23 protein-coding genes, 1 tRNA gene and 2 pseudogenes are annotated in these 24,446 nt (G+C 59.5%); 20 read left to right on the forward strand and 6 right to left on the reverse strand.

The window, feature by feature from the left end; genetic code table 11:
- The first annotated feature begins 149 nt into the window (after window positions 1-149).
- From cgtA to ASE98_RS21565, 3 genes are all read left to right on the forward strand, one after another.
- Window positions 150-1,373 carry an Obg family GTPase CgtA gene (cgtA, locus tag ASE98_RS21555; RefSeq protein WP_060543336.1) on the forward strand — a complete coding sequence of 408 codons (1,224 nt, stop codon included), beginning with the start codon at window positions 150-152 and terminating at the stop codon, window positions 1,371-1,373.
- A gap of 137 nt (window positions 1,374-1,510) precedes the next feature.
- Window positions 1,511-2,629, forward strand: coding sequence for a glutamate 5-kinase (gene proB, locus ASE98_RS21560; RefSeq protein WP_060543337.1), 1,119 nt, complete (start codon window positions 1,511-1,513; stop codon window positions 2,627-2,629).
- Window positions 2,630-2,641: 12 nt separating this feature from the next.
- Complete coding sequence (locus tag ASE98_RS21565) at window positions 2,642-3,106, forward strand: CreA family protein (RefSeq protein WP_008022496.1); 465 nt, start codon at window positions 2,642-2,644, stop codon at window positions 3,104-3,106.
- A gap of 239 nt (window positions 3,107-3,345) precedes the next feature.
- Here the strand turns inward: ASE98_RS21565 and rpsT are convergent, their stop codons facing one another.
- Window positions 3,346-3,624, reverse strand: coding sequence for a 30S ribosomal protein S20 (gene rpsT, locus ASE98_RS21570; protein ID WP_060543338.1), 279 nt, complete (start codon window positions 3,622-3,624; stop codon window positions 3,346-3,348).
- Window positions 3,625-4,012: 388 nt separating this feature from the next.
- Between rpsT and murJ the strand changes: the two genes are divergently transcribed.
- The 6 genes from murJ to ispH all read left to right on the forward strand — a co-directional run bounded on the left by murJ (window position 4,013) and on the right by ispH (window position 11,619).
- Window positions 4,013-5,551 (forward strand): murein biosynthesis integral membrane protein MurJ, encoded by a 1,539-nt coding sequence (murJ, locus tag ASE98_RS21575; RefSeq protein ID WP_060543339.1) that lies wholly within the window; start codon window positions 4,013-4,015, stop codon window positions 5,549-5,551.
- 129 nt (window positions 5,552-5,680) lie between these two features.
- Complete coding sequence (ribF, locus tag ASE98_RS21580) at window positions 5,681-6,619, forward strand: bifunctional riboflavin kinase/FAD synthetase (protein WP_060543340.1); 939 nt, start codon at window positions 5,681-5,683, stop codon at window positions 6,617-6,619.
- 13 nt (window positions 6,620-6,632) lie between these two features.
- Window positions 6,633-9,464 carry an isoleucine--tRNA ligase gene (gene ileS, locus ASE98_RS21585; protein WP_060543341.1) on the forward strand — a complete coding sequence of 944 codons (2,832 nt, stop codon included), beginning with the start codon at window positions 6,633-6,635 and terminating at the stop codon, window positions 9,462-9,464.
- Complete coding sequence (lspA, locus tag ASE98_RS21590) at window positions 9,457-9,969, forward strand: signal peptidase II (protein WP_060543342.1); 513 nt, start codon at window positions 9,457-9,459, stop codon at window positions 9,967-9,969. The genes ileS and lspA overlap by 8 nt, the downstream gene beginning before the upstream one ends.
- Before the next feature lie 7 nt (window positions 9,970-9,976).
- Entirely contained in the window at window positions 9,977-10,414 is a 438-nt protein-coding gene (gene fkpB / locus ASE98_RS21595) for an FKBP-type peptidyl-prolyl cis-trans isomerase (RefSeq protein WP_177336994.1), read from the forward strand.
- Between the two features lie 257 nt (window positions 10,415-10,671).
- Window positions 10,672-11,619, forward strand: a complete 948-nt coding sequence (gene ispH, locus ASE98_RS21600) for a 4-hydroxy-3-methylbut-2-enyl diphosphate reductase (RefSeq protein WP_060543344.1) — start codon at window positions 10,672-10,674, stop codon at window positions 11,617-11,619.
- Here ispH and ASE98_RS21605 read toward each other — a convergent pair.
- Window positions 11,588-12,146: pseudogene (locus ASE98_RS21605) on the reverse strand (GspH/FimT family pseudopilin). The gene ispH and the pseudogene ASE98_RS21605 sit on opposite strands and share 32 nt — an antisense overlap.
- A 128-nt stretch (window positions 12,147-12,274) precedes the next feature.
- Here ASE98_RS21605 and ASE98_RS21610 point away from each other — a divergent pair.
- The 7 genes from ASE98_RS21610 to thiO are packed head-to-tail and all read left to right on the forward strand — an operon-like array spanning window position 12,275 to window position 16,349.
- Window positions 12,275-12,748 carry a GspH/FimT family pseudopilin gene (locus tag ASE98_RS21610; RefSeq protein ID WP_060543346.1) on the forward strand — a complete coding sequence of 158 codons (474 nt, stop codon included), beginning with the start codon at window positions 12,275-12,277 and terminating at the stop codon, window positions 12,746-12,748.
- A complete protein-coding gene (pilV, locus tag ASE98_RS21615) occupies window positions 12,745-13,194 on the forward strand; it encodes a type IV pilus modification protein PilV (protein WP_060543347.1) in 450 nt (149 codons plus the stop codon). Before ASE98_RS21610 ends, pilV begins: the two co-directional genes overlap by 4 nt.
- Window positions 13,191-13,898 (forward strand): prepilin-type N-terminal cleavage/methylation domain-containing protein, encoded by a 708-nt coding sequence (locus ASE98_RS21620; protein ID WP_060543348.1) that lies wholly within the window; start codon window positions 13,191-13,193, stop codon window positions 13,896-13,898. The genes pilV and ASE98_RS21620 overlap by 4 nt, the downstream gene beginning before the upstream one ends.
- Before the next feature lie 10 nt (window positions 13,899-13,908).
- On the forward strand, window positions 13,909-14,373 hold the full coding sequence (locus tag ASE98_RS21625; RefSeq protein ID WP_060543349.1) for a pilus assembly PilX family protein: 465 nt from the start codon (window positions 13,909-13,911) through the stop codon (window positions 14,371-14,373).
- Entirely contained in the window at window positions 14,360-14,779 is a 420-nt protein-coding gene (locus ASE98_RS21630) for a hypothetical protein (protein ID WP_060543350.1), read from the forward strand. The genes ASE98_RS21625 and ASE98_RS21630 overlap by 14 nt, the downstream gene beginning before the upstream one ends.
- Before the next feature lie 14 nt (window positions 14,780-14,793).
- Complete coding sequence (locus ASE98_RS21635) at window positions 14,794-15,195, forward strand: type IV pilin protein (protein ID WP_060543351.1); 402 nt, start codon at window positions 14,794-14,796, stop codon at window positions 15,193-15,195.
- 53 nt (window positions 15,196-15,248) lie between these two features.
- On the forward strand, window positions 15,249-16,349 hold the full coding sequence (thiO, locus tag ASE98_RS21640; RefSeq protein WP_060543352.1) for a glycine oxidase ThiO: 1,101 nt from the start codon (window positions 15,249-15,251) through the stop codon (window positions 16,347-16,349).
- A gap of 83 nt (window positions 16,350-16,432) precedes the next feature.
- On the opposite strand, the gene ASE98_RS21645 is transcribed toward thiO, so the two are convergent.
- The 4 genes and pseudogenes from ASE98_RS21645 to ASE98_RS21655 all read right to left on the reverse strand — a co-directional run bounded on the left by ASE98_RS21645 (window position 16,433) and on the right by ASE98_RS21655 (window position 19,532).
- Window positions 16,433-17,764 carry a sigma-54-dependent transcriptional regulator gene (locus ASE98_RS21645; protein WP_060543404.1) on the reverse strand — a complete coding sequence of 444 codons (1,332 nt, stop codon included), beginning with the start codon at window positions 17,762-17,764 and terminating at the stop codon, window positions 16,433-16,435.
- 107 nt (window positions 17,765-17,871) lie between these two features.
- Window positions 17,872-17,995: pseudogene (locus ASE98_RS27830) on the reverse strand (hypothetical protein); the annotation flags it as partial.
- Between the two features lie 11 nt (window positions 17,996-18,006).
- Window positions 18,007-18,240, reverse strand: a complete 234-nt coding sequence (locus tag ASE98_RS21650) for a PP0621 family protein (RefSeq protein ID WP_060543353.1) — start codon at window positions 18,238-18,240, stop codon at window positions 18,007-18,009.
- A 269-nt stretch (window positions 18,241-18,509) separates the two neighbouring features.
- Window positions 18,510-19,532 carry an outer membrane protein assembly factor BamD gene (locus tag ASE98_RS21655; protein ID WP_060543354.1) on the reverse strand — a complete coding sequence of 341 codons (1,023 nt, stop codon included), beginning with the start codon at window positions 19,530-19,532 and terminating at the stop codon, window positions 18,510-18,512.
- A 151-nt stretch (window positions 19,533-19,683) separates the two neighbouring features.
- Between ASE98_RS21655 and rluD the strand changes: the two genes are divergently transcribed.
- From rluD to ASE98_RS21675, 4 genes are all read left to right on the forward strand, one after another.
- Window positions 19,684-20,646, forward strand: coding sequence for a 23S rRNA pseudouridine(1911/1915/1917) synthase RluD (gene rluD, locus ASE98_RS21660; protein ID WP_007990414.1), 963 nt, complete (start codon window positions 19,684-19,686; stop codon window positions 20,644-20,646).
- The gene (gene pgeF / locus ASE98_RS21665; protein WP_060543355.1) at window positions 20,643-21,368 is read left to right on the forward strand and encodes a peptidoglycan editing factor PgeF; all 726 of its coding nucleotides are present in this window, start codon (window positions 20,643-20,645) and stop codon (window positions 21,366-21,368) included. Before rluD ends, pgeF begins: the two co-directional genes overlap by 4 nt.
- A 130-nt stretch (window positions 21,369-21,498) precedes the next feature.
- Window positions 21,499-24,063, forward strand: coding sequence for an ATP-dependent chaperone ClpB (gene clpB / locus ASE98_RS21670; RefSeq protein WP_060543356.1), 2,565 nt, complete (start codon window positions 21,499-21,501; stop codon window positions 24,061-24,063).
- A 300-nt stretch (window positions 24,064-24,363) separates the two neighbouring features.
- Window positions 24,364-24,439 (forward strand) — tRNA-Asn (locus ASE98_RS21675).
- Window positions 24,440-24,446: the final 7 nt, after the last annotated feature.

Below are 24,446 nucleotides of genomic sequence, written 5' to 3' on the forward strand. Positions count from 1 at the left end.
TTTGTGGGGTGAGTCTCTTGCAAAGCTGTTTGTATGGGCTGTTGGCGTACGATGTAGGTATCGTGGTTTGGGGTCGCTGCGCTCATTTTTGCAAGAGTCTTATGTCTTGATTGTTTTTCGGCTCGTCCGTATGGCGAGAGGCGTTTGTTATGAAGTTTGTTGATGAAGTATCGATTCGAGTAAAGGCTGGCGACGGTGGCAATGGCGCCATGAGTTTCCGTCGGGAAAAGTTTATCGAGAACGGTGGCCCGAACGGCGGCGATGGCGGTGACGGCGGTTCCATCTACATGATGGCCGACGAAAACCTCAACACCCTGGTGGACTACCGTTACACCCGGCACTTCGATGCCGAGCGTGGCTCCAACGGCGGCAGCACTGACTGCACCGGCAAGAAGGGTGAAGACCTGATCCTGCGCGTTCCGGTCGGCACCACGGTGATCGACTCCGCGACTCAGGAAGTTATCGGCGACCTGACCAAGGCCGGTCAGAAGTTGATGGTAGTGCAGGGCGGCTGGCACGGTCTGGGCAACACCCGTTTCAAATCCAGTACCAACCGTGCGCCACGCCAGACCACGCCGGGCAAGCCGGGCGAGCAGCGTGACCTCAAGCTGGAAATGAAGGTGTTGGCGGATGTGGGCCTGCTGGGTTTGCCGAACGCTGGCAAAAGTACCTTTATCCGCTCCGTATCGGCCGCCAAGCCGAAAGTTGCCGACTATCCGTTCACTACTCTGGTGCCAAACCTGGGTGTGGTCAGTGTCGATCGCTGGAAAAGCTTCGTGGTTGCGGACATTCCAGGTCTGATCGAGGGTGCCTCCGATGGCGCTGGTCTGGGCATTCGCTTCCTCAAGCACTTGGCGCGTACCCGTCTGCTGCTACACCTCGTGGACATGGCGCCGCTGGATGATGCCAGCGCACCGGATGCCGCTGAAGTGATCGTCAATGAGCTGATCAAGTTCAGCCCGTCCCTGGCGGAGCGTGATCGCTGGCTGGTCCTGAACAAGTGCGATCAGATCCTTGAAGAAGAGCACGAAGCTCGCGTCAAGGAGATCGTCGATCGCCTGGAGTGGACAGGTCCGGTCTATGTGATTTCGGCCATCTCCAAGCTCGGTACCGAGCGTCTGTGTCACGACATCATGCGTTACATGGAAGATCGTGCTGATCGTCTGGCCGCTGACCCGGCTTACAAGGAAGAGCTGGCCGATCTCGATCAGCGCATCGAAGACGAAGCTCGCGCGCAACTGCAGGCGCTGGATGACAAGCGTGCCCTGCGTCGCAGTGGCGTGAAGTCGGTCCATGACATCGGTGACGATGATTGGGACGAAGAAGATGTGGATGACGAAGACGGTCCGGAAATCATTTACGTGCGTGACTGATTCGTTGCGATAAACTGAAGCGCCGCTCAATCGAGCGGCGTTTTAGTATCTGGAAATCGATTGTTGGTCACGAATAACCACGAATAACGTCACGGGCGGTGCCAGGTCGCGCCGCCCTCAAGCTAAGGTTGAAGATGATGCGGAGCAAGGTGACAGGTGCGCAGCGTTGGGTCGTGAAGATCGGCAGCGCTTTGCTGACGGCGGACGGCAAGGGTCTGGATCGCGCGGCAATGGGTGTCTGGGTTGAACAGATGGTGGCCTTGCATGAGGCGGGTGTCGAGCTGGTGCTTGTGTCCTCCGGGGCGGTGGCGGCCGGCATGAGCCGTCTGGGCTGGACCGCTCGACCCAGTGCGATGCACGAGCTTCAGGCCGCTGCAGCTATTGGTCAGATGGGCTTGGTGCAGGCCTGGGAATCGAGCTTTGCCGAGCATGGTCGGCACACTGCGCAGATTCTCCTGACCCACGATGACCTGTCCGACCGCAAGCGCTACCTGAACGCTCGCAGCACCTTGCGCGCGCTGGTTGAGCTGAAAGTGATTCCGGTGATCAACGAGAATGACACTGTGGTCACCGATGAAATCCGTTTCGGCGACAACGATACGCTTGCGGCGCTGGTTGCCAACCTGGTCGAGGCTGACTTGCTGGTGATCCTCACGGATCGTGATGGCATGTTCGATGCTGATCCGCGCAATAACCCGGATGCCCAGCTGATTTACGAAGCGCGTGCCGATGATCCGGCGCTTGATGCGGTGGCGGGTGGTACGGGTGGTGCGCTGGGGCGTGGCGGTATGCAGACCAAGTTGCGTGCTGCACGTCTGGCAGCCCGTTCCGGTGCGCATACGATCATTGTGGGTGGGCGCCTTGAGCGCGTGCTGGATCGCCTCAAGGCGGGCGAGCGCATCGGCACCCTGCTGTCGCCGGAGCGCGGCATGCTGGCTGCGCGCAAGCAATGGCTGGCTGGGCATCTGCAGACCCGTGGCACCCTGGTGCTGGATGCGGGTGCGGTGACGGCATTGTCCCAAGGTAACAAGAGTTTGTTGCCGGTCGGGGTCAAGCTGGTCCAGGGCAGTTTCCGCCGAGGTGAAATGGTGGTGTGTGTTGCGCCGGACGGTCGGGAAATTGCCCGTGGGCTGGCTAACTACAGCGCGCTGGAAGCGCAAAAAATCATCGGTCAGTCGTCTGAGGCGATAGTCGGCCTGCTGGGCTATATGGCGGAGCCCGAGCTGATTCATCGCGATAACCTGATTCTGGTCTGAAAGGAATATTGAATGCGCGTGGCAAAAGGATTGTTGGGCTTGCTGTTGGCGATGCCTCTGCTGGCCTCCGCTGAAGAGATTGGTCAGGTGTCGACGGTGTTCAAGTTCGTCGGGCCGAATGACCGGATCGTCGTCGAGGCGTTTGATGACCCCAAGGTGGACGGTGTGACTTGCTACCTGTCGCGCGCCAAGACCGGGGGCGTGAAGGGTGGGCTTGGGCTGGCCGAGGATCGTGCCGAGGCGTCCATTGCGTGTCGCCAGGTAGGGCCGATCAGCTTCAAGGGGGAGTTGAAGGATGGTGACGAGGTGTTCAAGGAGCGCACGTCGCTGGTCTTCAAGACCATGCAGGTGGTGCGATTCCTCGACAAGAAGCGCAATACACTGGTGTATCTGGTGTACAGCGATCGTTTGATCGAGGGCAGTCCACAGAATGCGGTGACGGCGATTCCGATTTTGCCGTGGGCGCACGCTCAATAGATTCGCGAAAGTTGAATTGTGAGCTGCTGTGTTATGAGGGGGCTTGTGTGGCGAGGGGGCTTGCCCTCGTTGGGTTGCGAAGCAGCCCCAAGACAGCCCCAAAGTAGGCCTACTCCGTAGTCCAGCGGGGGCAAGCCCCCTCGCCACAAAAGCCTGCATGCAGGGTTTTTGTGGCTGGCTCCTTAATCGCAGGCAATAAAAAACCGACCCTGAGGTCGGTTTTTTAATGAGCGCGTCGCTTAGGCAGCAGCGGCAACGCTCAAGGCCTTAACGTGGCCATTCAGACGGCTCTTATGACGAGCAGCCTTGTTCTTGTGGATGATGCCTTTATCGGCCATACGGTCGATAACTGGCACAGCCAGAACGTAAGCAGCTTGAGCTTTTTCAGCGTCTTTTGCGTCGATGGCCTTAACTACATTCTTGATGTAGGTACGAACCATGGAACGCAGGCTGGCGTTGTGGCTGCGACGCTTCTCAGCCTGTTTTGCACGTTTTTTGGCGGAAGGTGAGTTGGCCACCGTCGAGCTCCTCGAAAGACTTTTTAGGAAATAGCAAACAAAATAGGCCGCGAATCATGCCGATGAGTTGAGGTCTTGTCAAGGGCGGAGGAGACGTTCCGCTAAGTGGTAGGTCCCGACCCCATGAAAACTACTGCGCTCGACAATACTGCGTTGAAAACAGGCTCGGAATGCTCATTGACCGCGGTCAACTCCGCTTTCTCGCCTGTTTTCGCCTTGTCTTGCCTTCGCTCGTGACGTTTTCATGGGGTCGGTGGCCATGGATATTTCTTTCCGGCGTGCGACCTGTAAACTCGCGAGCTTTGGCTCTGTGCTGTTGCGGCGCGGAGTATCGCATAAGTAGGCGCCCAGTTCGCCTGCTGTTTATCGACAGGCACAAACTCTTTCAATGAATCTGCTCAAATCGTTGGCCGCCGTCAGCTCTATCACGATGCTTTCCCGGATTTTGGGGTTTGTTCGTGACACCCTCATTGCGCGCACATTTGGCGCGGGAATGGCGACCGACGCCTTCTTTATCGCCTTCAAATTGCCCAATCTGCTGAGGCGAATCTTCGCTGAAGGGGCATTTTCCCAGGCATTTGTGCCGATTCTGGCCGAATACAAAAGCCAGCAGGGCGATGAGGCCACGCGAACCTTCATTGCCTACGTCTCGGGCCTGCTGACACTGGTGCTGGCGCTGGTCACGGCGCTGGGCATGATCGCCGCACCCTGGGTCATCTGGGTCACAGCGCCGGGATTCACCGACACACCGGAAAAATTCGAACTGACCACCAGTCTGCTGCGGGTGACCTTCCCCTATATCTTGCTGATTTCCCTGTCTTCGCTGGCCGGCGCGATCCTCAACACCTGGAACCGCTTTTCTGTGCCGGCGTTCGTGCCAACCTTGCTCAACGTCAGCATGATCATCTTTGCACTGTTCCTGACGCCTTACTTCGATCCACCGGTAATGGCGCTCGGCTGGGCGGTGTTGGTGGGTGGTCTGGCGCAATTGCTTTATCAGCTGCCGCACCTGAAAAAGATCGGCATGCTGGTATTGCCGCGCCTGAACCTGCGCGATACCGGGGTCTGGCGGGTAATGAAACAGATGTTGCCGGCGATTCTCGGGGTATCGGTGAGCCAGATTTCACTGATCATCAACACGATTTTTGCTTCGTTTCTGGTCGCCGGCTCCGTGTCCTGGATGTATTACGCCGACCGCTTGATGGAATTGCCATCCGGTGTGTTGGGCGTGGCGTTGGGTACGATTCTGCTGCCAACCCTGGCCAAGACCTACGCCAGCAAGGACCGCCATGAGTACTCGCGCATCCTCGACTGGGGCTTGCGCCTGTGCTTTGTATTGGTACTGCCATGCTCGCTGGCCCTGGGGATTCTCGCGGAGCCGCTGACCGTTTCGCTGTTCCAGTACGGCCAGTTCAATGCCTTTGATGCCTCCATGACCCAGCGTGCGTTGATCGCTTATTCCGTCGGTTTGCTGGGGATTATCGTGATCAAGGTGCTGGCCCCAGGCTTTTATGCGCAACAAAACATCCGTACGCCGGTAAAAATTGCGATCTTTACCCTGGTCGTCACCCAGCTGTTCAACCTGATGCTGATCGGCCCGCTGGCCCATGCTGGCCTTGCGCTCGCGATCAGTGCCGGTGCCTGCCTTAACGCGGGGCTGCTGTTCTACCAGCTGCGCAAGCAGCAGATGTACCAGCCGCAACCGGGCTGGGCGAAGTTCGGCCTCAAGCTGCTGGTTGCGGTGGCGGTAATGTCAGCGGTCCTGCTCGGCGCGATGCATTTCATGCCGGCTTGGGACCAAGGGCATATGCTTGAGCGGTTCCTGCGTCTGGGAGCGTTGGTGGCTGCGGGTGTGGTGAGTTATTTCGGCATGTTAGTGTTGATGGGCTTCCGTCTGCGCGACTTCAATCGCAAGGCATTGAGCTGAGGTTCAGGCCTCGATAAACACGGGCGGGGCGGCGGTTTTGTCGGCTCGATCACTTTGGGTTACGGTGTTGCCTGTCGTCGGCCGCCGGGTGTGGTTATAATCGACCACTTTATGAGCAAGAAGCGCGTTATGCAGCTGGTTCGAGGCCTCCACAATCTGCGCCCCCAGCATCGGGGCTGTGTCGCCACTATTGGCAACTTTGACGGTGTACACCGTGGCCACCAGGCTATCCTGGCGCGGCTGCGTGAGCGTGCGCTCGAGTTGGGCGTGCCCAGTTGCGTGGTGATTTTCGAACCGCAACCGCGCGAGTTTTTTGCCCCGGATACCGCGCCCGCCCGTCTGGCCCGCTTGCGGGACAAGCTGCAGCTGCTGGCTGGCGAAGGTGTCGACCGTGTGCTGTGCCTGGCGTTCAACCAGCGGCTGAGCAAACTCAGCGCCAGCGAATTCGTCGACACCATCCTGGTTGATGGCCTCGGTGTGCAGCACCTGGAGGTCGGTGACGACTTCCGTTTCGGCTGTGATCGCGTGGGGGATTTCGATTTCCTGCAACAGGCCGGCGTACTTCAGGGGTTTACCGTCGAAGCGGCGCAAACCGTCGAGCTCGACGGTATTCGCGTCAGCAGCACCCAGGTCCGCAATGCCCTGGCCGCCGCTGATTTCGCCCTGGCCGAACGCCTGCTGGGGCGGCCGTACCGGATCGCCGGGCGGGTGTTGCATGGGCAGAAGCTCGCACGGCAGTTGGGTACGCCCACCGCCAACATACAACTCAAGCGCCGTCGCGTGCCGTTCACCGGGGTGTACCTGGTCGACGTCGAGATCGACGGCAGGACCTGGCCCGGCGTCGCCAATATTGGCGTGCGGCCCACGGTCCAAGGTGATGGCAAAGCCCACCTGGAAGTGCATCTTTTAGATTTTGCCGGCGATCTGTACGACCGGCGTTTAACGGTGGTTTTCCACCACAAGCTGCGTGAAGAGCAGCGTTTCGCCTCTCTGGAGGCGCTGAAAACGGCGATCAACGCGGATGTCGCCGCCGCCCGTGCACTAGCCGCACCTAGCGCCCATCGCTAATGAAGAGCCTTAAATGACCGACTATAAAGCCACGCTAAACCTTCCGGACACCGCCTTCCCAATGAAGGCCGGCCTGCCACAGCGCGAACCGCAGATTCTGCAGCGCTGGGACAGTATTGGCCTGTACGGAAAGTTGCGCGAGATTGGCAAGGATCGTCCGAAGTTCGTCCTGCACGACGGCCCTCCGTACGCCAACGGCACGATCCACATCGGTCACGCACTGAACAAGATTCTCAAGGACATGATCATCCGCTCGAAGACCCTGTCGGGCTTCGACGCGCCGTATGTTCCGGGCTGGGACTGCCACGGTCTGCCGATCGAGCACAAAGTCGAAGTGACCCACGGCAAAAACCTGGGCGCGGACAAGACCCGCGAGCTGTGCCGGGCGTACGCCACCGAGCAGATCGAAGGGCAGAAATCCGAATTCATCCGTCTGGGCGTGCTGGGTGACTTCGCCAACCCGTACAAGACCATGGACTTCAAGAACGAGGCCGGTGAAATCCGTGCCCTGGCCGAGATCGTCAAGGGCGGTTTCGTGTTCAAGGGCCTCAAGCCGGTGAACTGGTGCTTTGACTGCGGTTCGGCCTTGGCTGAAGCGGAAGTCGAGTACGAGAACAAGAAGTCCTCGACCATCGACGTGGCGTTCCCGATTGCCGACGAAGCCAAACTGGCTGCCGCCTTTGGTCTGCCGACCCTGGGCAAGCCTGCTTCGATTGTGATCTGGACCACCACCCCGTGGACCATCCCGGCCAACCAGGCGCTGAACGTTCACCCGGAGTTCAACTATGCCCTGGTCGACGTTGGCGACAAACTGCTGGTGCTGGCCGAAGAGCTGGTCGAGTCGTGCCTGGCGCGTTATTCGCTGGAAGGCTCGGTGATCGCTACCGCTACCGGTTCGGACCTGGAACTGATCAATTTCCGTCACCCGTTCTACGACCGTCTGTCGCCAGTTTACCTGGCCGATTACGTTGAACTGGGCGCAGGCACTGGCGTGGTTCACTCCGCTCCGGCTTACGGCGTGGACGACTTCGTGACCTGCAAGAAATACGGCATGGTCAACGATGACATCCTCAATCCGGTACAAAGCAACGGCGTGTACGCGACCTCGCTGGAGTTCTTCGGCGGCCAGTTCATCTGGAAGGCCAACCCGGCCATCGTCGACAAGCTGACTGAAGTGGGTGCGCTGCTGCACACCACCATCATCGAACACAGCTACATGCACTGCTGGCGCCACAAGACCCCGCTGATCTACCGCGCCACCGCGCAGTGGTTCATCGGCATGGACAAGCAGCCAACCACGGGCGATACCCTGCGTCAACGCTCGCTCAAGGCTATCGAAGAAACTCAGTTCGTTCCGGCCTGGGGCCAGGCGCGCTTGCACTCGATGATCGCCAACCGTCCTGACTGGTGTATCTCCCGTCAGCGCAACTGGGGTGTGCCGATCCCGTTCTTCCTGAACAAGGAAAGCGGCGAGCTGCACCCACGTACCGTCGAGTTGATGGAAGAAGTTGCCAAGCGTGTCGAAGTCGAAGGCATCGAGGCCTGGTTCAAGCTGGACGCCACCGAGCTGCTGGGCGATGAAGCGCCACAGTACGACAAGATCAGCGATACCCTCGACGTCTGGTTCGACTCGGGTACCACCCACTGGCACGTCCTGCGCGGTTCGCACCCGATGGGCCACGAAAGCGGTCCACGCGCCGACCTGTACCTGGAAGGTTCGGACCAGCACCGTGGCTGGTTCCATTCGTCCCTGCTGACCGGTTGCGCCATCGACAACCACGCGCCGTATCGCGAGCTGCTGACCCACGGTTTTACCGTCGACGAGTCCGGCCGCAAGATGTCCAAATCCCTGGGCAACGTGATCGCACCGCAGAAAGTCAACGACACCCTGGGCGCCGACATCATGCGCCTGTGGGTCGCTTCCACCGACTATTCAGGTGAGATTGCGGTTTCCGAGCAGATCCTGCAACGCAGTGCGGACGCCTACCGGCGTATCCGTAATACCGCGCGTTTCCTGCTTTCCAACCTGACCGGTTTCAACCCGGCCACCGACCTGCTGCCAGCTGAAGAAATGCTCGCGCTGGACCGTTGGGCGGTGGATCGCACCCTGTTGCTGCAACGCGAGTTGCAGGAGCACTACGGCGAATACCGTTTCTGGAACGTCTACTCGAAGATCCACAACTTCTGCGTGCAGGAGCTGGGTGGTTTCTACCTGGACATCATCAAGGATCGCCAGTACACCACCGGCGCCGACAGCAAGGCCCGTCGTTCGTGCCAGACCGCGCTGTTCCACATCAGCGAAGCGCTGGTGCGCTGGATCGCGCCGATCCTGGCGTTCACCGCCGACGAGCTGTGGCAGTACCTGCCGGGCGAGCGTAACGAGTCGGTCATGCTCAACACCTGGTACGAAGGCCTGACCGAGCTGCCGGAAGGCTTCGAGCTGGGTCGCGCCTACTGGGACCGGATCATGGAAGTGAAGGTTGCAGTCAACAAAGAAATGGAAATCCAGCGCGCGGCCAAGGCCGTCGGTGGCAACCTGCAAGCCGAAGTGACGCTGTTCGCCGAAGACGATCTGAGCGCCGACCTGGCCAAGCTGAGCAACGAGTTGCGCTTCGTTCTGATCACCTCGACCGCCAGCGTTGCACCATTGGTGCAAGCGCCGGCCGAAGCGGTGGCCACCGAAGTCAGTGGCCTCAAGCTGCAGATCGTCAAATCGGCCTTCGCCAAGTGCGCCCGTTGCTGGCACTGCCGTGAAGACGTCGGCGTGAATCCGGAGCATCCGGAAATCTGCGGCCGTTGCGTCGACAACATCAGCGGCGCCGGCGAGGTTCGTCACTATGCCTAATGCCGTTGGCCGTTTTGGACGGCTGAGCTGGCTCTGGTTGAGTTTGCTGGTACTGATCATCGACCAGGCCAGCAAGTTCTACTTCGAAGACAGGCTCGAAATGTTCCAGCAGATCGTGATCATCCCTGATTACTTCAGCTGGACCCTGGCCTACAACACCGGCGCAGCATTCAGCTTCCTGGCCGACAGCTCCGGCTGGCAGCGCTGGCTGTTTGCACTGATCGCCATAGGCGTCAGCGCAGTGCTGGTGGTATGGCTCAAGCGTCTGGGGCGCAACGAGACCTGGCTGGCGGTAGCGCTGGCACTGGTGCTGGGTGGCGCGCTGGGCAATCTGTATGACCGCATTGCCTTGGGCCATGTGATCGATTTCATTCTGGTGCATTGGCAGAATCGCTGGTATTTCCCCGCGTTCAACTTTGCCGACAGTGCAATCACTGTAGGTGCCGTCATGCTGGCACTGGATATGTTCAAAAGTAAAAAGACCGGAGAAACCGTTCATGACTGAACAGGTATTGGCTGAACAACGTATTGGCCAGAACACGGAAGTCACCTTGCATTTCGCATTGCGCCTGGAAAACGGCGACACGGTGGACAGCACCTTCGACAAAGCCCCGGCGACCTTCAAGGTCGGCGATGGCAGCCTGTTGCCAGGTTTCGAAGTGGCGCTGTTCGGTTTCAAGGCCGGTGACAAGCGCACGCTGAACATCGAGCCGGAGAACGCCTTCGGCCAGCCTAACCCGCAAAACGTACAGATCATTCCACGTTCGCAGTTCCAGGACATGGAATTGTCGCCAGGCCTGCTGGTGATCTTCAACGATGCGGCCAATACTGAATTGCCGGGCGTGGTAAAAGAGTTCGATGACGCGCAAGTGACTGTCGACTTCAACCATCCGCTTTCGGGCAAAACACTGACCTTTGACGTGGAAATCATCTCCGTCAAAGCGCTGTAACTGTTCGAATACGGTCAAATGTGGGAGCGGGCTCGTGTGGTGAGGTGGCTTGTGTGGCGAGGGGGCTTGCCCCCGCTGGGGTGCGAAGCGCCCCTAAATACCGGGTGCCACAGTATCGAGTGAAAATTTAGTACTCGGTTTACGATTGCTGCGCAATCGAGCGAGGTGGTGCGGCATTCCGACAAGCCCCCTCGCCACAACAAGCTCGCTCCCACAGTGGTTTTTATTTTTTTCGCGCGCAAGACACGAGGCACAGCATGCAAATCAAACTCGCCAACCCCCGTGGCTTCTGCGCCGGTGTGGACCGTGCGATCGAAATCGTCAACCGCGCCCTGGAGGTCTTCGGACCGCCGATCTATGTGCGTCACGAAGTGGTCCATAACAAGTTCGTCGTAGAAGACCTGCGCTCCCGTGGCGCGATCTTCGTCGAGGAGCTGGATCAGGTGCCGGACGACGTCATCGTGATTTTCAGTGCCCACGGTGTTTCCCAGGCGGTGCGCAGCGAAGCAGCCGGCCGTGGCCTGAAGGTATTCGACGCAACGTGTCCGCTGGTGACCAAGGTGCATATCGAGGTTGCGCGCTACAGCCGTGACGGCCGTGAATGCATTCTGATCGGCCACGCCGGTCACCCGGAAGTCGAAGGCACCATGGGGCAGTATGACGCCAGCAATGGTGGTGCAATCTATCTGGTCGAAGACGAGAAGGATGTCGCCAACCTGCAGGTAAACAACCCGGAGAAACTTGCATTCGTGACCCAGACCACCTTGTCCATGGACGATACCAGCCGCGTCATTGACGCACTGCGTACGCGTTTCCCGGCCATTGGTGGTCCGCGCAAGGACGACATTTGCTACGCCACGCAGAACCGTCAGGACGCGGTCAAGCAACTGGCGGACGAGTGTGATGTGGTGTTGGTGGTCGGCAGCCCGAACAGTTCCAACTCCAATCGCCTGCGCGAACTGGCCGAACGCATGGCTACGCCTGCCTACCTGATCGACGGTGCGGAGGACCTGCAGCAGAGCTGGTTCGACGGAGTCGAGCGCATCGGCATCACCGCTGGCGCATCAGCGCCGGAGGTTCTGGTGCGCGGGGTGATCCAGCAGTTGCAGGCCTGGGGCGCTACCGGTGCCGACGAACTGGCTGGGCGCGAGGAGAACATCACCTTTTCCATGCCTAAAGAGTTGCGCGTTCGTACGCTGCTCTAAGGCTTTGTCCCTCCCGCGCATAACGGCTGTTCTGCCTTGTCGTTGCGCAGGCTGACGCGGCCGCTTGGGGCCAGTACTACCTGGTACTGACTCAGCGGTTCGCGTGCAGCGCAAATGTGCAAAGTCCCCGCTTGAAAACCGCCGCCGGTAAACCGCGGCACGCCCGCCCCGTTGAACCGTACGTAACTTTTGACCGGCCTGTTGCCGGCAATGGGGACTTGTGCCGCACTCTGGCGTTCGCTCAGCAGCGGATTGTCGCGGTCCGTATGCCCCTTGCCGCTGATATCCAGAATCATCCTCCAACCCTGGCCCCAGTCGTCGTTGATAGCGTGAATCACAACTGCCTGGTTGCGCACAACCGCTTCGGTTCTGGCGGTGCGTATGCCACTGAACAGGGACTGCGCAGCCTGTTCCCGGTAGCTCGACGCCGTGAGGGTGGCGTATGCCGGGCTGACCAGAAGCAGAACAATTCCGACAATTGTCAGTCCCATGAGCAGTTCGATCAGGCTGAATCCTCGTTGATGCATGACATCTGCCTCCCTGGCGTGCCTTGGCCTGCGCGATCCTTGCGCAAGCAATGAGAAAACCCGACTTCCACCCGCCCATTATTTTGGCGAGCAACTGCAGGTATAGCCGAAGGTAACCGAGGGCAACGATGGATCTTCGTACAAAGGGTTTCACACTGATCGAGTTGCTGATCGCGCTCGCGATCCTGTCGATCATGATCACCCTGGCAGCCCCGGCGTTCAGTCGATCAGCGCAGATCGCCCGAGCGGATACCGAAATCGGCGATCTGCAACGAGGCCTGAATTTCGCCCGTATCGAGGCGATCAATCGCGGCACCACGACGCGGGTTCGTCCGACGTTCAGTCGCGGCGTCTGGAGCGGCGAGCTGACGATTTATGAAGGTAGCGGCACCTTGGCCAATGTGTTGCGGGTTGTTCCGGTGATGAGCAGCGGTGCAACGCTGACGCTAACCTCAGGAGTGACCGAGATCGATTTCAACAATCTGGGCGGGCTGTCTTCATCTTCCAGGGCGGTGGTGATCAGCTATGTATTGGGGACACAAAGCAGGATGCTGAGTGTGTGTTTGAACGGACGAATCGAATTGGCTGGAAGTTGCGGATGAAAGCATGGAGCAAGCGTACACAGGAAGGAATGACGCTGATTGAAGTACTGGTTGCGTTGGTGATCCTGGGAGTCGGGTTGCTGGGTGCGGCAGCGTTTCAGCTCAATGCGTTGAAATACACCGACAGCTCGCGCATGACCAGCCAGGCCAGTTTTATCGCCTACGACATGCTGGACCGCATTCGTGCCAACTCCACCGCTGACTACACGGTTAATCCACCCAGCTCGGGCAATCCGGGTGTGGCCCGGGACCAGGATCTGTACGACTTCAATTCCAATATCGTGAATTTCGGCGGCCCCAGTGCCACGGGCAGCATCACCCTCAGCCAGCGGGTGTACACCATCACCATTGAGTGGGACGACTCGCGGGCAGCCAATGCGGCCGATTCGCGACGCAGTTATGTCTTGTCCAGCCGCACTGCCGTTGACCCGGTGGCGGCGCCATGAACCGTCACAACCAAGGCTTCGGCCTCATCGAGTTGCTGATTGCCCTGGCACTGAGCCTGGTCGTGGTGCTGGGCGTTGTGCAGGTGTTTATTGCGGCCAAAAACACTTATCTCAGCCAGAACGCTGCCGCCGAGATGCAGGAAGACGCGCGTTTTGTGCTGAGCAAAATGATTCAGGAGATCCGCATGGTCGGCATGTTCGGCTGCCTGGGGGCGATTACCGATGCTAGCGAGAAAGGTGACTTCAAGGCCAGCCAGGCGACGCCGATCAGGTGGGATAACGCCAGCCAGACGCTGACCCTGGTGACCGCGGATGTTGGCAACCAGGGCGGGAAGCCGACCTGGACCGTTATATCCGACTGTTTGAACAGTGCGACGGCCTACAGTAACGCGCGGGCACCTGGATCGGGACAGCTGGCGTTTCCGGTCCGGCGGCTGGTTTACAGTTTCAGCAACAATCAATTGATGATGGGTATCGGGACGGAATCGCCGCAGGTATTGGTGAACAACGTCAGTGCTTTGAGCGTGAGCTTCGGTGTCGCCAGTTCCAATACCGACCTGGCCGCATCCAGTTACAGCGAAAATCCGTCGGATCCCGCGCGAATACGCAGCGTTCGCCTTACGCTGACGCTTTTCGATCCAAACCAACGGGTGAGCAGCCAAACCTTCAACGTGGTTGCCGCGTTGCGCAACCGGTTGCCATGAGGGGAGATGCATGACAAGGAATCCCCAGCGGGGCATGGCCCTTCTGGTCAGCCTGGTGTTTCTGCTGATGTTGACGCTTATCGGTATCTCATCCATGCAGAACGCTACCCTGCAGGAAAAAATGGCCGGCAGCGTGGCTCTGCGCAACCATTCATTTCAGGGCGCTGAAACGGCATTGCGGGTAGGCGAAAGTACGGTGCAACGGGACAGCTATTCGTTACCTGTTTGCAGTGGCGCCAGTCACTGCGCGCCGCCCGCGGAGTCGGCGACTATCACCGCTGGCGGCCACAATCCTGGCTCGGGGGTGACCTGGGTCGCTACCGGAACAGGCTTTTACGCAGTGCAAAACCTGGGTGCCACCCGGACTGCGGTGAATGTGCCGATCAACACCCCGGCAACCTTGTACCGCGTCACTGCGGTGGGCATCGCGGGCAATTCGCGCAGCGTGGTAGAGAGTATATATGCGAAGTATTGAACACCGGGCCGGGGGCTTGTCAGGTTTGTGCGCAATGGTTCTGGGGCTATGCCTGTCGCCTGTGGCCTATGCACTTGCGCCGCCAGAAGAGCCCGCCCTGGACCGCAACCGCTGCCTGGCGGGTGGTTACTGGTACGGCTTCTATCGGGACAAATCATTGCTGACGCCCATCTGCCTGAAGCTGCCTGCTGCTATCAGCGGTAAGATACTCGACAGCAATGGAGATGGGGTTGTCGATAACATCGACGCGATTTCCAGCGGGGTGGTCTACATCGGCGATAATCCGCCCCGCAGCGACACCGACGATGGTATGCCAGCAGTCGGACACGAGGCTGGTGGCGATATCATGCCATCGGGGGATGATTCCGGCGGCAGCCGTCGCATCATGTGGCGACAAATACAGTAAGTGAGAGTTGAGGCATGCATAGATTCAACCGCGGTTTTACCCTGATCGAAATCATGATCGTGATTGCGATCATCGGGATTGTCATGACCATAGCCGCCCCGAGCTTCACCGAGTACCTGAACAAGGGCCGCCGGACAGAAGTAGCCGGCCTGCTTTCTGAACAGGCGCAGATCCTCGAGCGCAACTACTCGAGCAAGAATGTCTACACCGATACCCCAGGTCTCAGCGCCGGCAACGACTATTACACGATTACCCAGACGTTGACCGACCAGACGTTCCTGCTCACAGCCGTGCGCAAGCCGGGCACTGGCATGGCCGAAGACAAGTGCGGTGATTTCACCCTGGCCAACACGGGAGTCCGTGGCATGGTCAACGCAAAGGATGGCCTTACCACCAAGGACTGCTGGGGGCGCTGATTTTTTTCGGGCGCCATCTGCGCCCTCTGTCTACTTAACGGTTGGATCAGAATATGACCAGGCAACAGCAAGTGGTGATTGTCGGCGGCGGGGTGATCGGTCTGCTCACGGCATTCAATCTCGCGTCCGAAGTGCAGAGCGTTGTGCTGCTGGATCGTTCGAACGTCGGTCAGGAGTCTTCATGGGCCGGTGGCGGCATCGTCTCGCCGCTTTACCCGTGGCGCTACAGCCCGGCGGTCACCGCCCTGGCGCACTGGTCCCAGGACTTTTATCCACAGCTGGGTGAGCGGCTGTTCGCCGCGACCGGGGTTGATCCCGAAGTGCATACCACGGGTCTGTACTGGCTGGATCTGGACGACGAGGCCGAGGCACTGGCCTGGGCACTTCGGGAAAACCGTCCATTGCGGACCGTGGATCTGTCGGCGGTGCATGACGCCGTGCCGGTGCTGGGCAGTGGTTTTTCCCGGGCGATCCATATGGCCGATGTGGCCAACGTGCGCAATCCGCGCCTGGTGAAATCCCTCAAGGCGGCATTGCTCGCGTTGCCCAACGTGACGATTCATGAGCAGTGCGAAGTCAGCGGGTTCATTCGTGATGGCGATACCGTCGTTGGCGTGCAGACAACGGCAGGCGTTATCCGCGGTGATCAAGTCGTGTTGACCGCGGGTGCCTGGAGCGGCGATTTGCTCAAAACTCTCGATCTCTCATTGCCGGTCGAGCCGGTCAAGGGGCAGATGATTCTCTACAAGTGTGCGGCGGACTTCCTGCCCAGCATGGTCCTGGCAAAGGGCCGTTATGCGATCCCTCGTCGCGACGGACACATCCTGATCGGCAGTACCCTGGAGCATGAAGGCTTCGACAAGACGCCTACCGAGTCCGCCCTGGAAAGCCTCAAGGCTTCTGCGGTGGAGTTGATACCGGCACTGGCCGGCGCCGAAGTGGTCGGGCATTGGGCCGGGTTGCGGCCAGGATCACCAGAAGGCATTCCTTACATCGGCAGGGTTCCAGGGTTTGACGGGCTCTGGCTCAATTGCGGGCATTATCGCAACGGTCTGGTGCTGGCACCGGCCTCGTGCCAATTGTTTGCCGACGTGATGCTGGGCAGGGCGCCGATCATTGATCCGGCGGCGTATGCGCCGGCTGGGCGGATCTGAAGCCGGACCAAAAGATCGTCCGAACTCGGCCCGAGCCTGCGGCAGTTCCTGAAAGGGGGCGCAGGCTGTGATCTTTTTTGGGGTCAATCCAGTCCCAGTTTCTTCAACCTGTAACGCATCGACCGAAACGACACACTCAATCGCTGCGCAGCCGCCGTGCGGTTCCAGCGGGTCTCCTCCAGTGCCTGGAGGAGGAGTTGGCGTTCGACGTTTTCCAGATAGGTCTGCAGATTGTCGATCTGCGTCAGGTCCGGGATGCCGCCCTCGGCTGTGCAGTTACCTTCGGCGAGACGCAAGTCGCCGGCTTCTATCAGCTGGCTCTCGCACAGCGTATGGGCCCGTTCGAGCATGTTTTCCAGTTCCCGCACATTGCCCGGAAAGCGATAGCTTTTCAGCGCGGCGAGGGCTTGCGGGTGGAGTCTGGCGGCGGGCTGCGCGGTCGTGGTGGCCAGGCGTTTGAGCATGCAGCTTGCCAGCGCTTCAATGTCATCGCGGCGCTCGCGCAAAGGCGGGACCCGCAGCTCAATCACGTTCAGGCGGTAGTAGAGATCCTGTCGAAAGCGGCCGGCGGCGACCTCGGCGTCGAGGTCTTTGTGGGTGGCGCAAAGGATGCGTACATCGACCACGGTTTCCTGTTGCCCGCCGACGCTGCGCACCGATTTTTCCGCAATGGCGCGCAGCAGTTTGACCTGCATCGCCAGCGGCAAGTCGGCCACCTCGTCGAGAAGCAGGGTGCCGCCATGAGCCGCCTGGAACAGGCCGGGCTTGTCCTCGATGGCGCCGCTGAAACTGCCTTTGCGATGGCCGAAAAACTCGCTTTCCATCAAATCCGCCGGAATGGCCCCGCAATTGATCGCAATGAACGGTTGTTTTGCGCGCAGGCCTTGATCATGAATCAGGCGCGCCACCAACTCCTTGCCGCTACCGGATTCGCCGCTGATGTACACCGGTGCCTGGCTGCGAGCCAGCTTGGCGATGTGCTTGCGCAGAGTGCGCATGGGCGCCGAGTCGCCCAGCAGGCGCCGATTGATGGCTGTGGGAGGGTTGGGAAGCAAGAGAGTAGCGTTGATGAGTTCTCGCAGGCGAGTGAGGTCTACCGGTTTGGTCAGGAAATCGAAAGCACCGGCCTTGAGTGCGTTGATTGCGGTATCGAGGCTGCCGTAAGCGGTGATCATGGCCACCGGTAATTGTGGGTGGCGTTGCTGAATATGTTGCACCAGCGCGAGGCCGGTGCCATCCGGCAGGTGCATGTCGGTCAGGCACAGGTCAAAATTCACCCGTCTCAGAAGACTCAGCGCCTCGGTCAGGTTGCGGGCGCTGAATGTCTCGAGTTTCATCCGTCCCAGGGTTATTTCCAGGAGTTCGCGAATGTCCGGCTCGTCGTCGACGACCAGAACCTTTTGTCGGGCGCTCATGTTCAACTTTGGTTCCATCCGTGGGCAAAGGTGATGAGAAAACAGGCGCCATCCTGGCGCGGTTCGAAGGCTGGGGGAGACCGGTTGCTTGCGCAAGGCTCATGGAGCAGTTGCAGGATGTCTTCGATTACCCGATTCATGCGCTGAGGTGGTCTTGAATAATCTGCGTCAGACGTCGATCTGCGCCTTCAGTTCCTCCCCCTCGCGCAATAGCTGTGCGCAGTGACTGATGGTCGTGGGGATCAGCGGTTGCTGGAGCCAGGGCCCTGTTCCAGATGCGCCTGGCTGCAGTACCACTGTTGTTCGAGACTCAATGCGCGATCCCGGGGCAGATGCACTCCGCAATGGGCGCAACGGACCATGGGGGCCGCGTCCCGCTCGGCCGGGGACCTGGGGGCCGAATTCTGACCCTTGAACTTGCGCCAGAACCATACCGCAGCGGCAATCAGGGCGATCCAGAACAATAAACGAAGCATGGTGAGCTGCTTTTTGAATGATGATGCGGCAGTTTAGCCAAGGACGTGCCGGGCGCACAGCCTAATAAGATGCTGAAATAAAAAGGGAGGGGCAGGGGGGGAATGCCGAGCAGGTAGGGGCAATACTTGAGGGATTGAACTTTTGTGGCGAGGGGGCTTGCCCCTGCTGGGTCGCGAAGCGGCCCGAAAAAACAGGACTGCTGCGAAGTCCAGCGGGGGCAAGCCCCCTCACCACAAAGGCTCGCTCCTACGGGATACGTTTCGAAATATCAGTCGAACACGCCAAAGGTCATGTAGCTGAACCACGAACGGTCCTCGTTGTTGCCTTCGGCTTCCTGATTTTCTTCCTCGATCACTTCGCCATTGCTGTCTTTAGGCTTGAGTTCGCTCGGGATCGCGTCCTTGGCGTCCTGGTACTGCCTCTGCACGTCCTGGTTGGCGCGGGTTTCTCCCGGCGGCAGCGGCGGACGGGATTCGATCAGGCCCAGGGTCGCCTTGCTCATCCACGAACGGTTGTCGGCTTCGGCCACCGACGGAACGAACTGGCCGTCCTCCAGGCTTGGGTGATCCGGGTAGTTGAGCTTCAGGGTTTCCAGGCTGGTCGCGGCCAGGTCATCCAGGTGCAGACGCTGGTAAGCCTCGGTCATGACCGCCAGGCCGTCACCGACCGATGGGGTTTCCTGGAAGTTTTCCACGACATAACGACCACGGTTCGCCGCGGCGACATAGGCCTGACGGGTCAGGTAGTAGTCGGCAACGTGAATTTCGTAGGCGGCCAGCAGGTTGCGCAGGTAGATCATGCGCTGCTTGGCGTCCGGCGCGTAGCGGCTGTTCGGGAAGCGGCTGGTCAGCTGGGCGAACTCGTTGTAGGAGTCGCGGGCGGCGCCCGGGTCACGCTTGGTCATGTCCAGCGGCAGGAAACGCGCCAGCAGGCCGACGTCCTGGTCGAAAGATGTCAGACCCTTGAGGTAGTACGCGTAATCCACGTTCGGATGCTGTGGGTGCAGGCGAATGAAACGCTCCGCAGCGGACTTGGCAGCCTCTGGCTCAGTGTTCTTGTAGTTGGCGTAGATCAGTTCGAGTTGAGCCTGGTCAGCATAACGACCGAACGGATAGCGCGATTCCAGAGCCTTCAGCTTGGTGATGGCACTGGTGTAGCTACTATTGTCCAGGTCGGCTTGAGCCTGTTGGTACAGCTCGACTTCACTGAGGTTTTCGTCTACGACTTCCTTCGATGAGCAAGCAGCGGTCAATGCGAGGATGGCGATCAGCAGCAGGTGTTTCACTTGCATGGCGGCTTGCGTCCCTATGACGGCCGCTGTCTTGGGCGAGGCCGTCCTGTTATGATGAGCGCCCCGTTGAATAGCCTCGGGGCAAAAGACGCCGTATTTAACCACAAGCGCGCAGCCGAAACCAAAGGCTGTGCCGACGCCTAGTCTGAGCATGTCCGATAAAATTGAACTTCGCGCAGAGGTGCCGTCCGAATTGGGCGGCCAACGCCTCGATCAAGTCGCCGCACAATTATTCGCTGAGCACTCGCGCTCGCGCCTTTCCGCCTGGATCAAAGACGGCCGCCTGACTGTGGATGGGGCGGTTATCCGCCCGCGAGACATCGTTCACGGTGGTGCCATCCTTGAGTTGACTGCCGAGCAGGAAGCTCAGGGCGAATGGGTCGCTCAAGATATTGCCCTGGACATCGTCTACGAAGACGACGACATCCTGGTGATCAACAAGCCCGCGGGCCTGGTGGTGCATCCGGCTGCCGGTCACGCCGATGGCACCTTGCTCAATGCCCTGCTGCACCACGTGCCGGACATCATCAACGTGCCCCGCGCCGGTATCGTGCATCGCCTGGACAAGGACACCACCGGTCTGATGGTGGTGGCCAAGACCATTCAGGCGCAGACGCAGCTTGTCACTCAATTGCAGAGCCGTAGTGTCAGCCGGATCTACGAGTGCATCGTGATTGGTGTGGTCACCGCTGGCGGCAAGATCAACGCGCCAATCGGTCGTCACGGCCAGCAACGTCAGCGCATGGCAGTCATGGAAGGCGGCAAGCAAGCCGTCAGCCACTACCGCGTGCTCGAGCGTTTCCGCTCCCACACTCACGTGCGGGTGAAGCTGGAAACAGGTCGTACCCACCAGATTCGCGTGCACATGGCGCACATCAACTACCCGTTGGTCGGAGATCCTGCCTACGGCGGTCGTTTCCGTATCCCGCCGGCAGCCAACCCAACCATGGTCGAGTCGCTGAAAAACTTCCCGAGACAGGCGCTGCATGCGCGTTTCCTGGAACTGGATCATCCGACCACCGGCAAGCGCATGAGCTGGGAATCACCGTTGCCGGAAGATTTCGTCTGGTTGCTGACCCTGCTCAAGCAAGATCGTGAGGCGTTCATCGGATGAGTGACTGGCTGATTCCCGACTGGCCCGCGCCGGCCGGGGTAAAAGCCTGTGTCACCACCCGGGCGGGCGGCGTCAGTCTGGCGCCGTTCGACAGCCTCAATCTAGGCGATCATGTCGACGACAGCCCTGAAGCTGTGGCCGAGAATCGCCGTCGTCTGACCGATCATTTCGCCATTCAACCGGCCTGGCTGCAGCAGGTCCACGGCATTGTCGTGGCCCATGCCCATCCAGGCCGAGTGGTTGCGGCCGACGCCAGTTGGACCGCAACGCCAGGCATCGCCTGTGCGGCCATGACCGCCGATTGCCTGCCTGCGCTGTTCTGCGACCGTGCCGGTACTCGCGTCGCGGCAGCTCATGCCGGTTGGCGCGGGCTGGCTGCAGGGGTGCTGGAAGCCACCCTCGACAGCCTGGTCGTGCCTCCTGCCGAAGTAATGGTCTGGCTCGGCCCGGCCATTGGACCGCAAGCCTTTGAAGTCGGCCCGGAGGTGCGCGAGACCTTCGTCGAGCAGTTACCGCAGGCTGCTGAAGCTTTTGTGCCCAGTCCCAACGCCGGCAAGTTCATGGCAGACATCTATATGCTCGCGCGTCTGCGCCTGGCGGCTCGCGGTGTAACCGCTGTTTACGGTGGCGGTTTCTGCACCGTGACCGATCCTCGCTTCTTTTCCTATCGCCGCGCCCCTCGCACTGGCCGATTCGCCTCCTTGATCTGGCTCGAACGCTAGACTCAGTTGATCTACATCAACGTCACGACGCTTGAAACTCCCGGAATCGACCGCATCTATTGTGGTATCTGGCAGGTTTCTCCATTCAGGACGTTTTATAGGTCCGGCCTGCTCAAAAGGAAGGTGACCCATGCGTATAGACCGTTTAACCAGCAAATTGCAGTTAGCGTTGTCCGATGCCCAATCCCTGGCCGTCGGTCTCGATCACCCGGCCATAGAGCCGGCGCACTTGATGCAAGCCCTGCTCGAGCAACAGGGCGGCTCGATCAAGCCTCTGCTGATGCAGGTGGGCTTCGACGTCAACAGCCTGCGTAAAGAGCTGACCAAAGAGCTCGACCAGCTACCGAAAATCCAGAATCCGACCGGCGACGTCAACATGTCGCAGGATCTGGCGCGCCTGCTCAACCAGGCCGATCGCCTGGCTCAGCAAAAGGGCGACCAGTTCATCTCCAGCGAGTTGGTGCTGCTCGCCGCCATGGACGAGAACAGCAAGCTTGGCAAGCTGTTGCTCGGCCAGGGCGTGAGCAAGAAAGCCCTGGAAAACGCGATCAACAACCTGCGTGGTGGCGAGGCCGTCAATGACCCCAACCACGAAGAGTCCCGGCAGGCCCTGGATAAGTACACCGTCGACCTGACCAAGCGCGCCGAAGACGGCAAGCTCGATCCGGTGATCGGTCGCGACGACGAAATTCGCCGGACCATCCAGGTGCTGCAACGCCGCACCAAGAACAACCCGGTGCTGATCGGGGAACCGGGCGTCGGTAAAACTGCCATTGCCGAAGGCCTGGCCCAGCGCATCATTAATGGTGAAGTGCCGGACGGCCTCAAGGGCAAGCGCCTGTTGTCCCTGGACATGGGGGCATTGATTGCCGGTGCCAAGTATCGCGGTGAGTTCGAGGAGCGCCTCAAATCCCTGCTCAATGAGCTGTCGAAGCAGGAAGGGCAGATCATCCTGTTCATCGACGAACTGCACACCATGGTCGGCGCCGGTAAAGGTGAAGGCTCGATGGATGCGGGCAACATGCTCAAGCCGGCATTGGCCCGCGGCGAGCTGCACTGCGTCGGTGCCACTACGCTCAACGAGTACCGCCAATATATAGAGAAGGATGCCGCCCTTGAGCGTCGCTTCCAGAAAGTGCTGGTGGACGAGCCGAGCGAAGAAGACACCATCGCCATTCTGCGTGGGCTCAAAGAGCGCTACGAAGTTCACCACAAGGTGGCGATCACCGACGGCGCAATCATCGCGGCGGCCAAGCTCAGTCATCGCTATATCACTGACCGGCAGTTGCCGGACAAGGCCATCGACTTGATCGACGAGGCCGCCAGCCGCATCCGCATGGAAATCGATTCCAAGCCGGAAGTGCTGGATCGTCTGGAACGCCGCCTGATTCAACTGAAGGTGGAATCCCAGGCGCTGAAGAAAGAAAGTGACGATGCGGCGAAGAAGCGCCTGGAAAAATTGCAGGAAGAAATCGCACGTCTAGAGCGTGAGTACTCGGACCTCGAAGAAATCTGGAACTCGGAAAAAGCCGAAGTACAGGGTTCTGCGCAGATCCAGCAGAAAATCGAGCAGTCCCGTCAGGAGCTGGAAGCGGCCCGCCGCAAAGGTGACCTGAACCGCATGGCGGAGTTGCAGTACGGGGTGATCCCGGACCTGGAACGCAGCCTGCAAATGGTCGACCAGCATGGCAAGCCCGAAAACCAGCTGCTGCGTAGCAAGGTGACTGAAGAAGAGATCGCCGAAGTCGTGTCGAAGTGGACCGGTATTCCGGTGTCGAAAATGCTCGAAGGCGAGCGCGACAAACTGATGAAGATGGAAAGCCTGTTGCACCAGCGTGTGATAGGTCAGGAAGAGGCGGTGGTTGCGGTTTCCAACGCGGTACGACGCTCTCGTGCCGGGTTGTCCGACCCTAATCGCCCGAGCGGCTCGTTCATGTTCCTCGGCCCGACCGGTGTGGGTAAAACCGAGCTGTGCAAGGCGCTGGCCGAGTTCCTGTTCGATACTGAAGAGGCGATGGTTCGCATCGACATGTCCGAGTTCATGGAGAAACACTCCGTGGCCCGCTTGATTGGTGCGCCACCGGGGTACGTTGGCTATGAAGAGGGCGGTTACCTGACCGAGGCCGTACGTCGCAAGCCGTATTCGGTGATCCTCATGGACGAAGTCGAGAAGGCGCACCCGGATGTATTCAACATCCTCCTGCAAGTACTGGAAGACGGGCGCCTGACTGACAGTCATGGCCGCACGGTGGATTTCAAGAACACCGTGATTGTCATGACCTCCAACCTGGGCTCGGTGCAGATCCAGGAACTGGTGGGTGATCGCGAAGCTCAGCGTGCGGCGGTAATGGACGCGATTTCCTCGCACTTCCGGCCGGAGTTCATCAACCGGGTCGACGAAGTGGTGATCTTCGAGCCGTTGGCCCGTGATCAGATCGCCGGTATTACCGAGATCCAGTTGGGTCGTCTGCGCAGTCGTCTGACCGAACGCGAGCTGAAGCTGGAGTTGAGCCCTGAGGCCATGGATAAGCTGATCGCGGTAGGTTACGACCCGGTGTATGGCGCACGGCCGCTCAAACGAGCGATCCAGCGCTGGATCGAGAACCCGCTGGCACAACTGATTCTGTCCGGTCGATTCCTGCCGGGCGACACAGCCAAAGGGGTTGTGGAGAACGACGAAATCGTCTTCGTCTGATCCACGACGGCAACAAAATCGAAAAGGCCTCGCATTGCGAGGCCTTTTTTTCGTTAGGCTGTTGAACTCAAAGGAAAAGGCTTGTAAAGTGCGCCCCGCAGTAAGTCACCCGCCAGGGTTTCCGCTCCCCAAGCAGGAATCCAAAATAAGTTGCAAATCATTAACTTGAAAGCAATTTAGGGGGTTGACAGAGGTTCTGAAGATTGTAGAATAGCGCGCCTCAGACACACGAACGCAGCGATGCAAACGGGTCGAAGAGAACGCAGTAAAGCTTCAAAGTTGTAAATTGAAATATGTAGTTCCGTGATAGCTCAGTCGGTAGAGCAAATGACTGTTAATCATTGGGTCCCAGGTTCGAGTCCTGGTCACGGAGCCAATTTCAA

This window comes from Pseudomonas sp. Leaf48 (assembly GCF_001421885.1).
In the GTDB taxonomy this organism is placed as follows: Bacteria; Pseudomonadota; Gammaproteobacteria; order Pseudomonadales; family Pseudomonadaceae; genus Aquipseudomonas.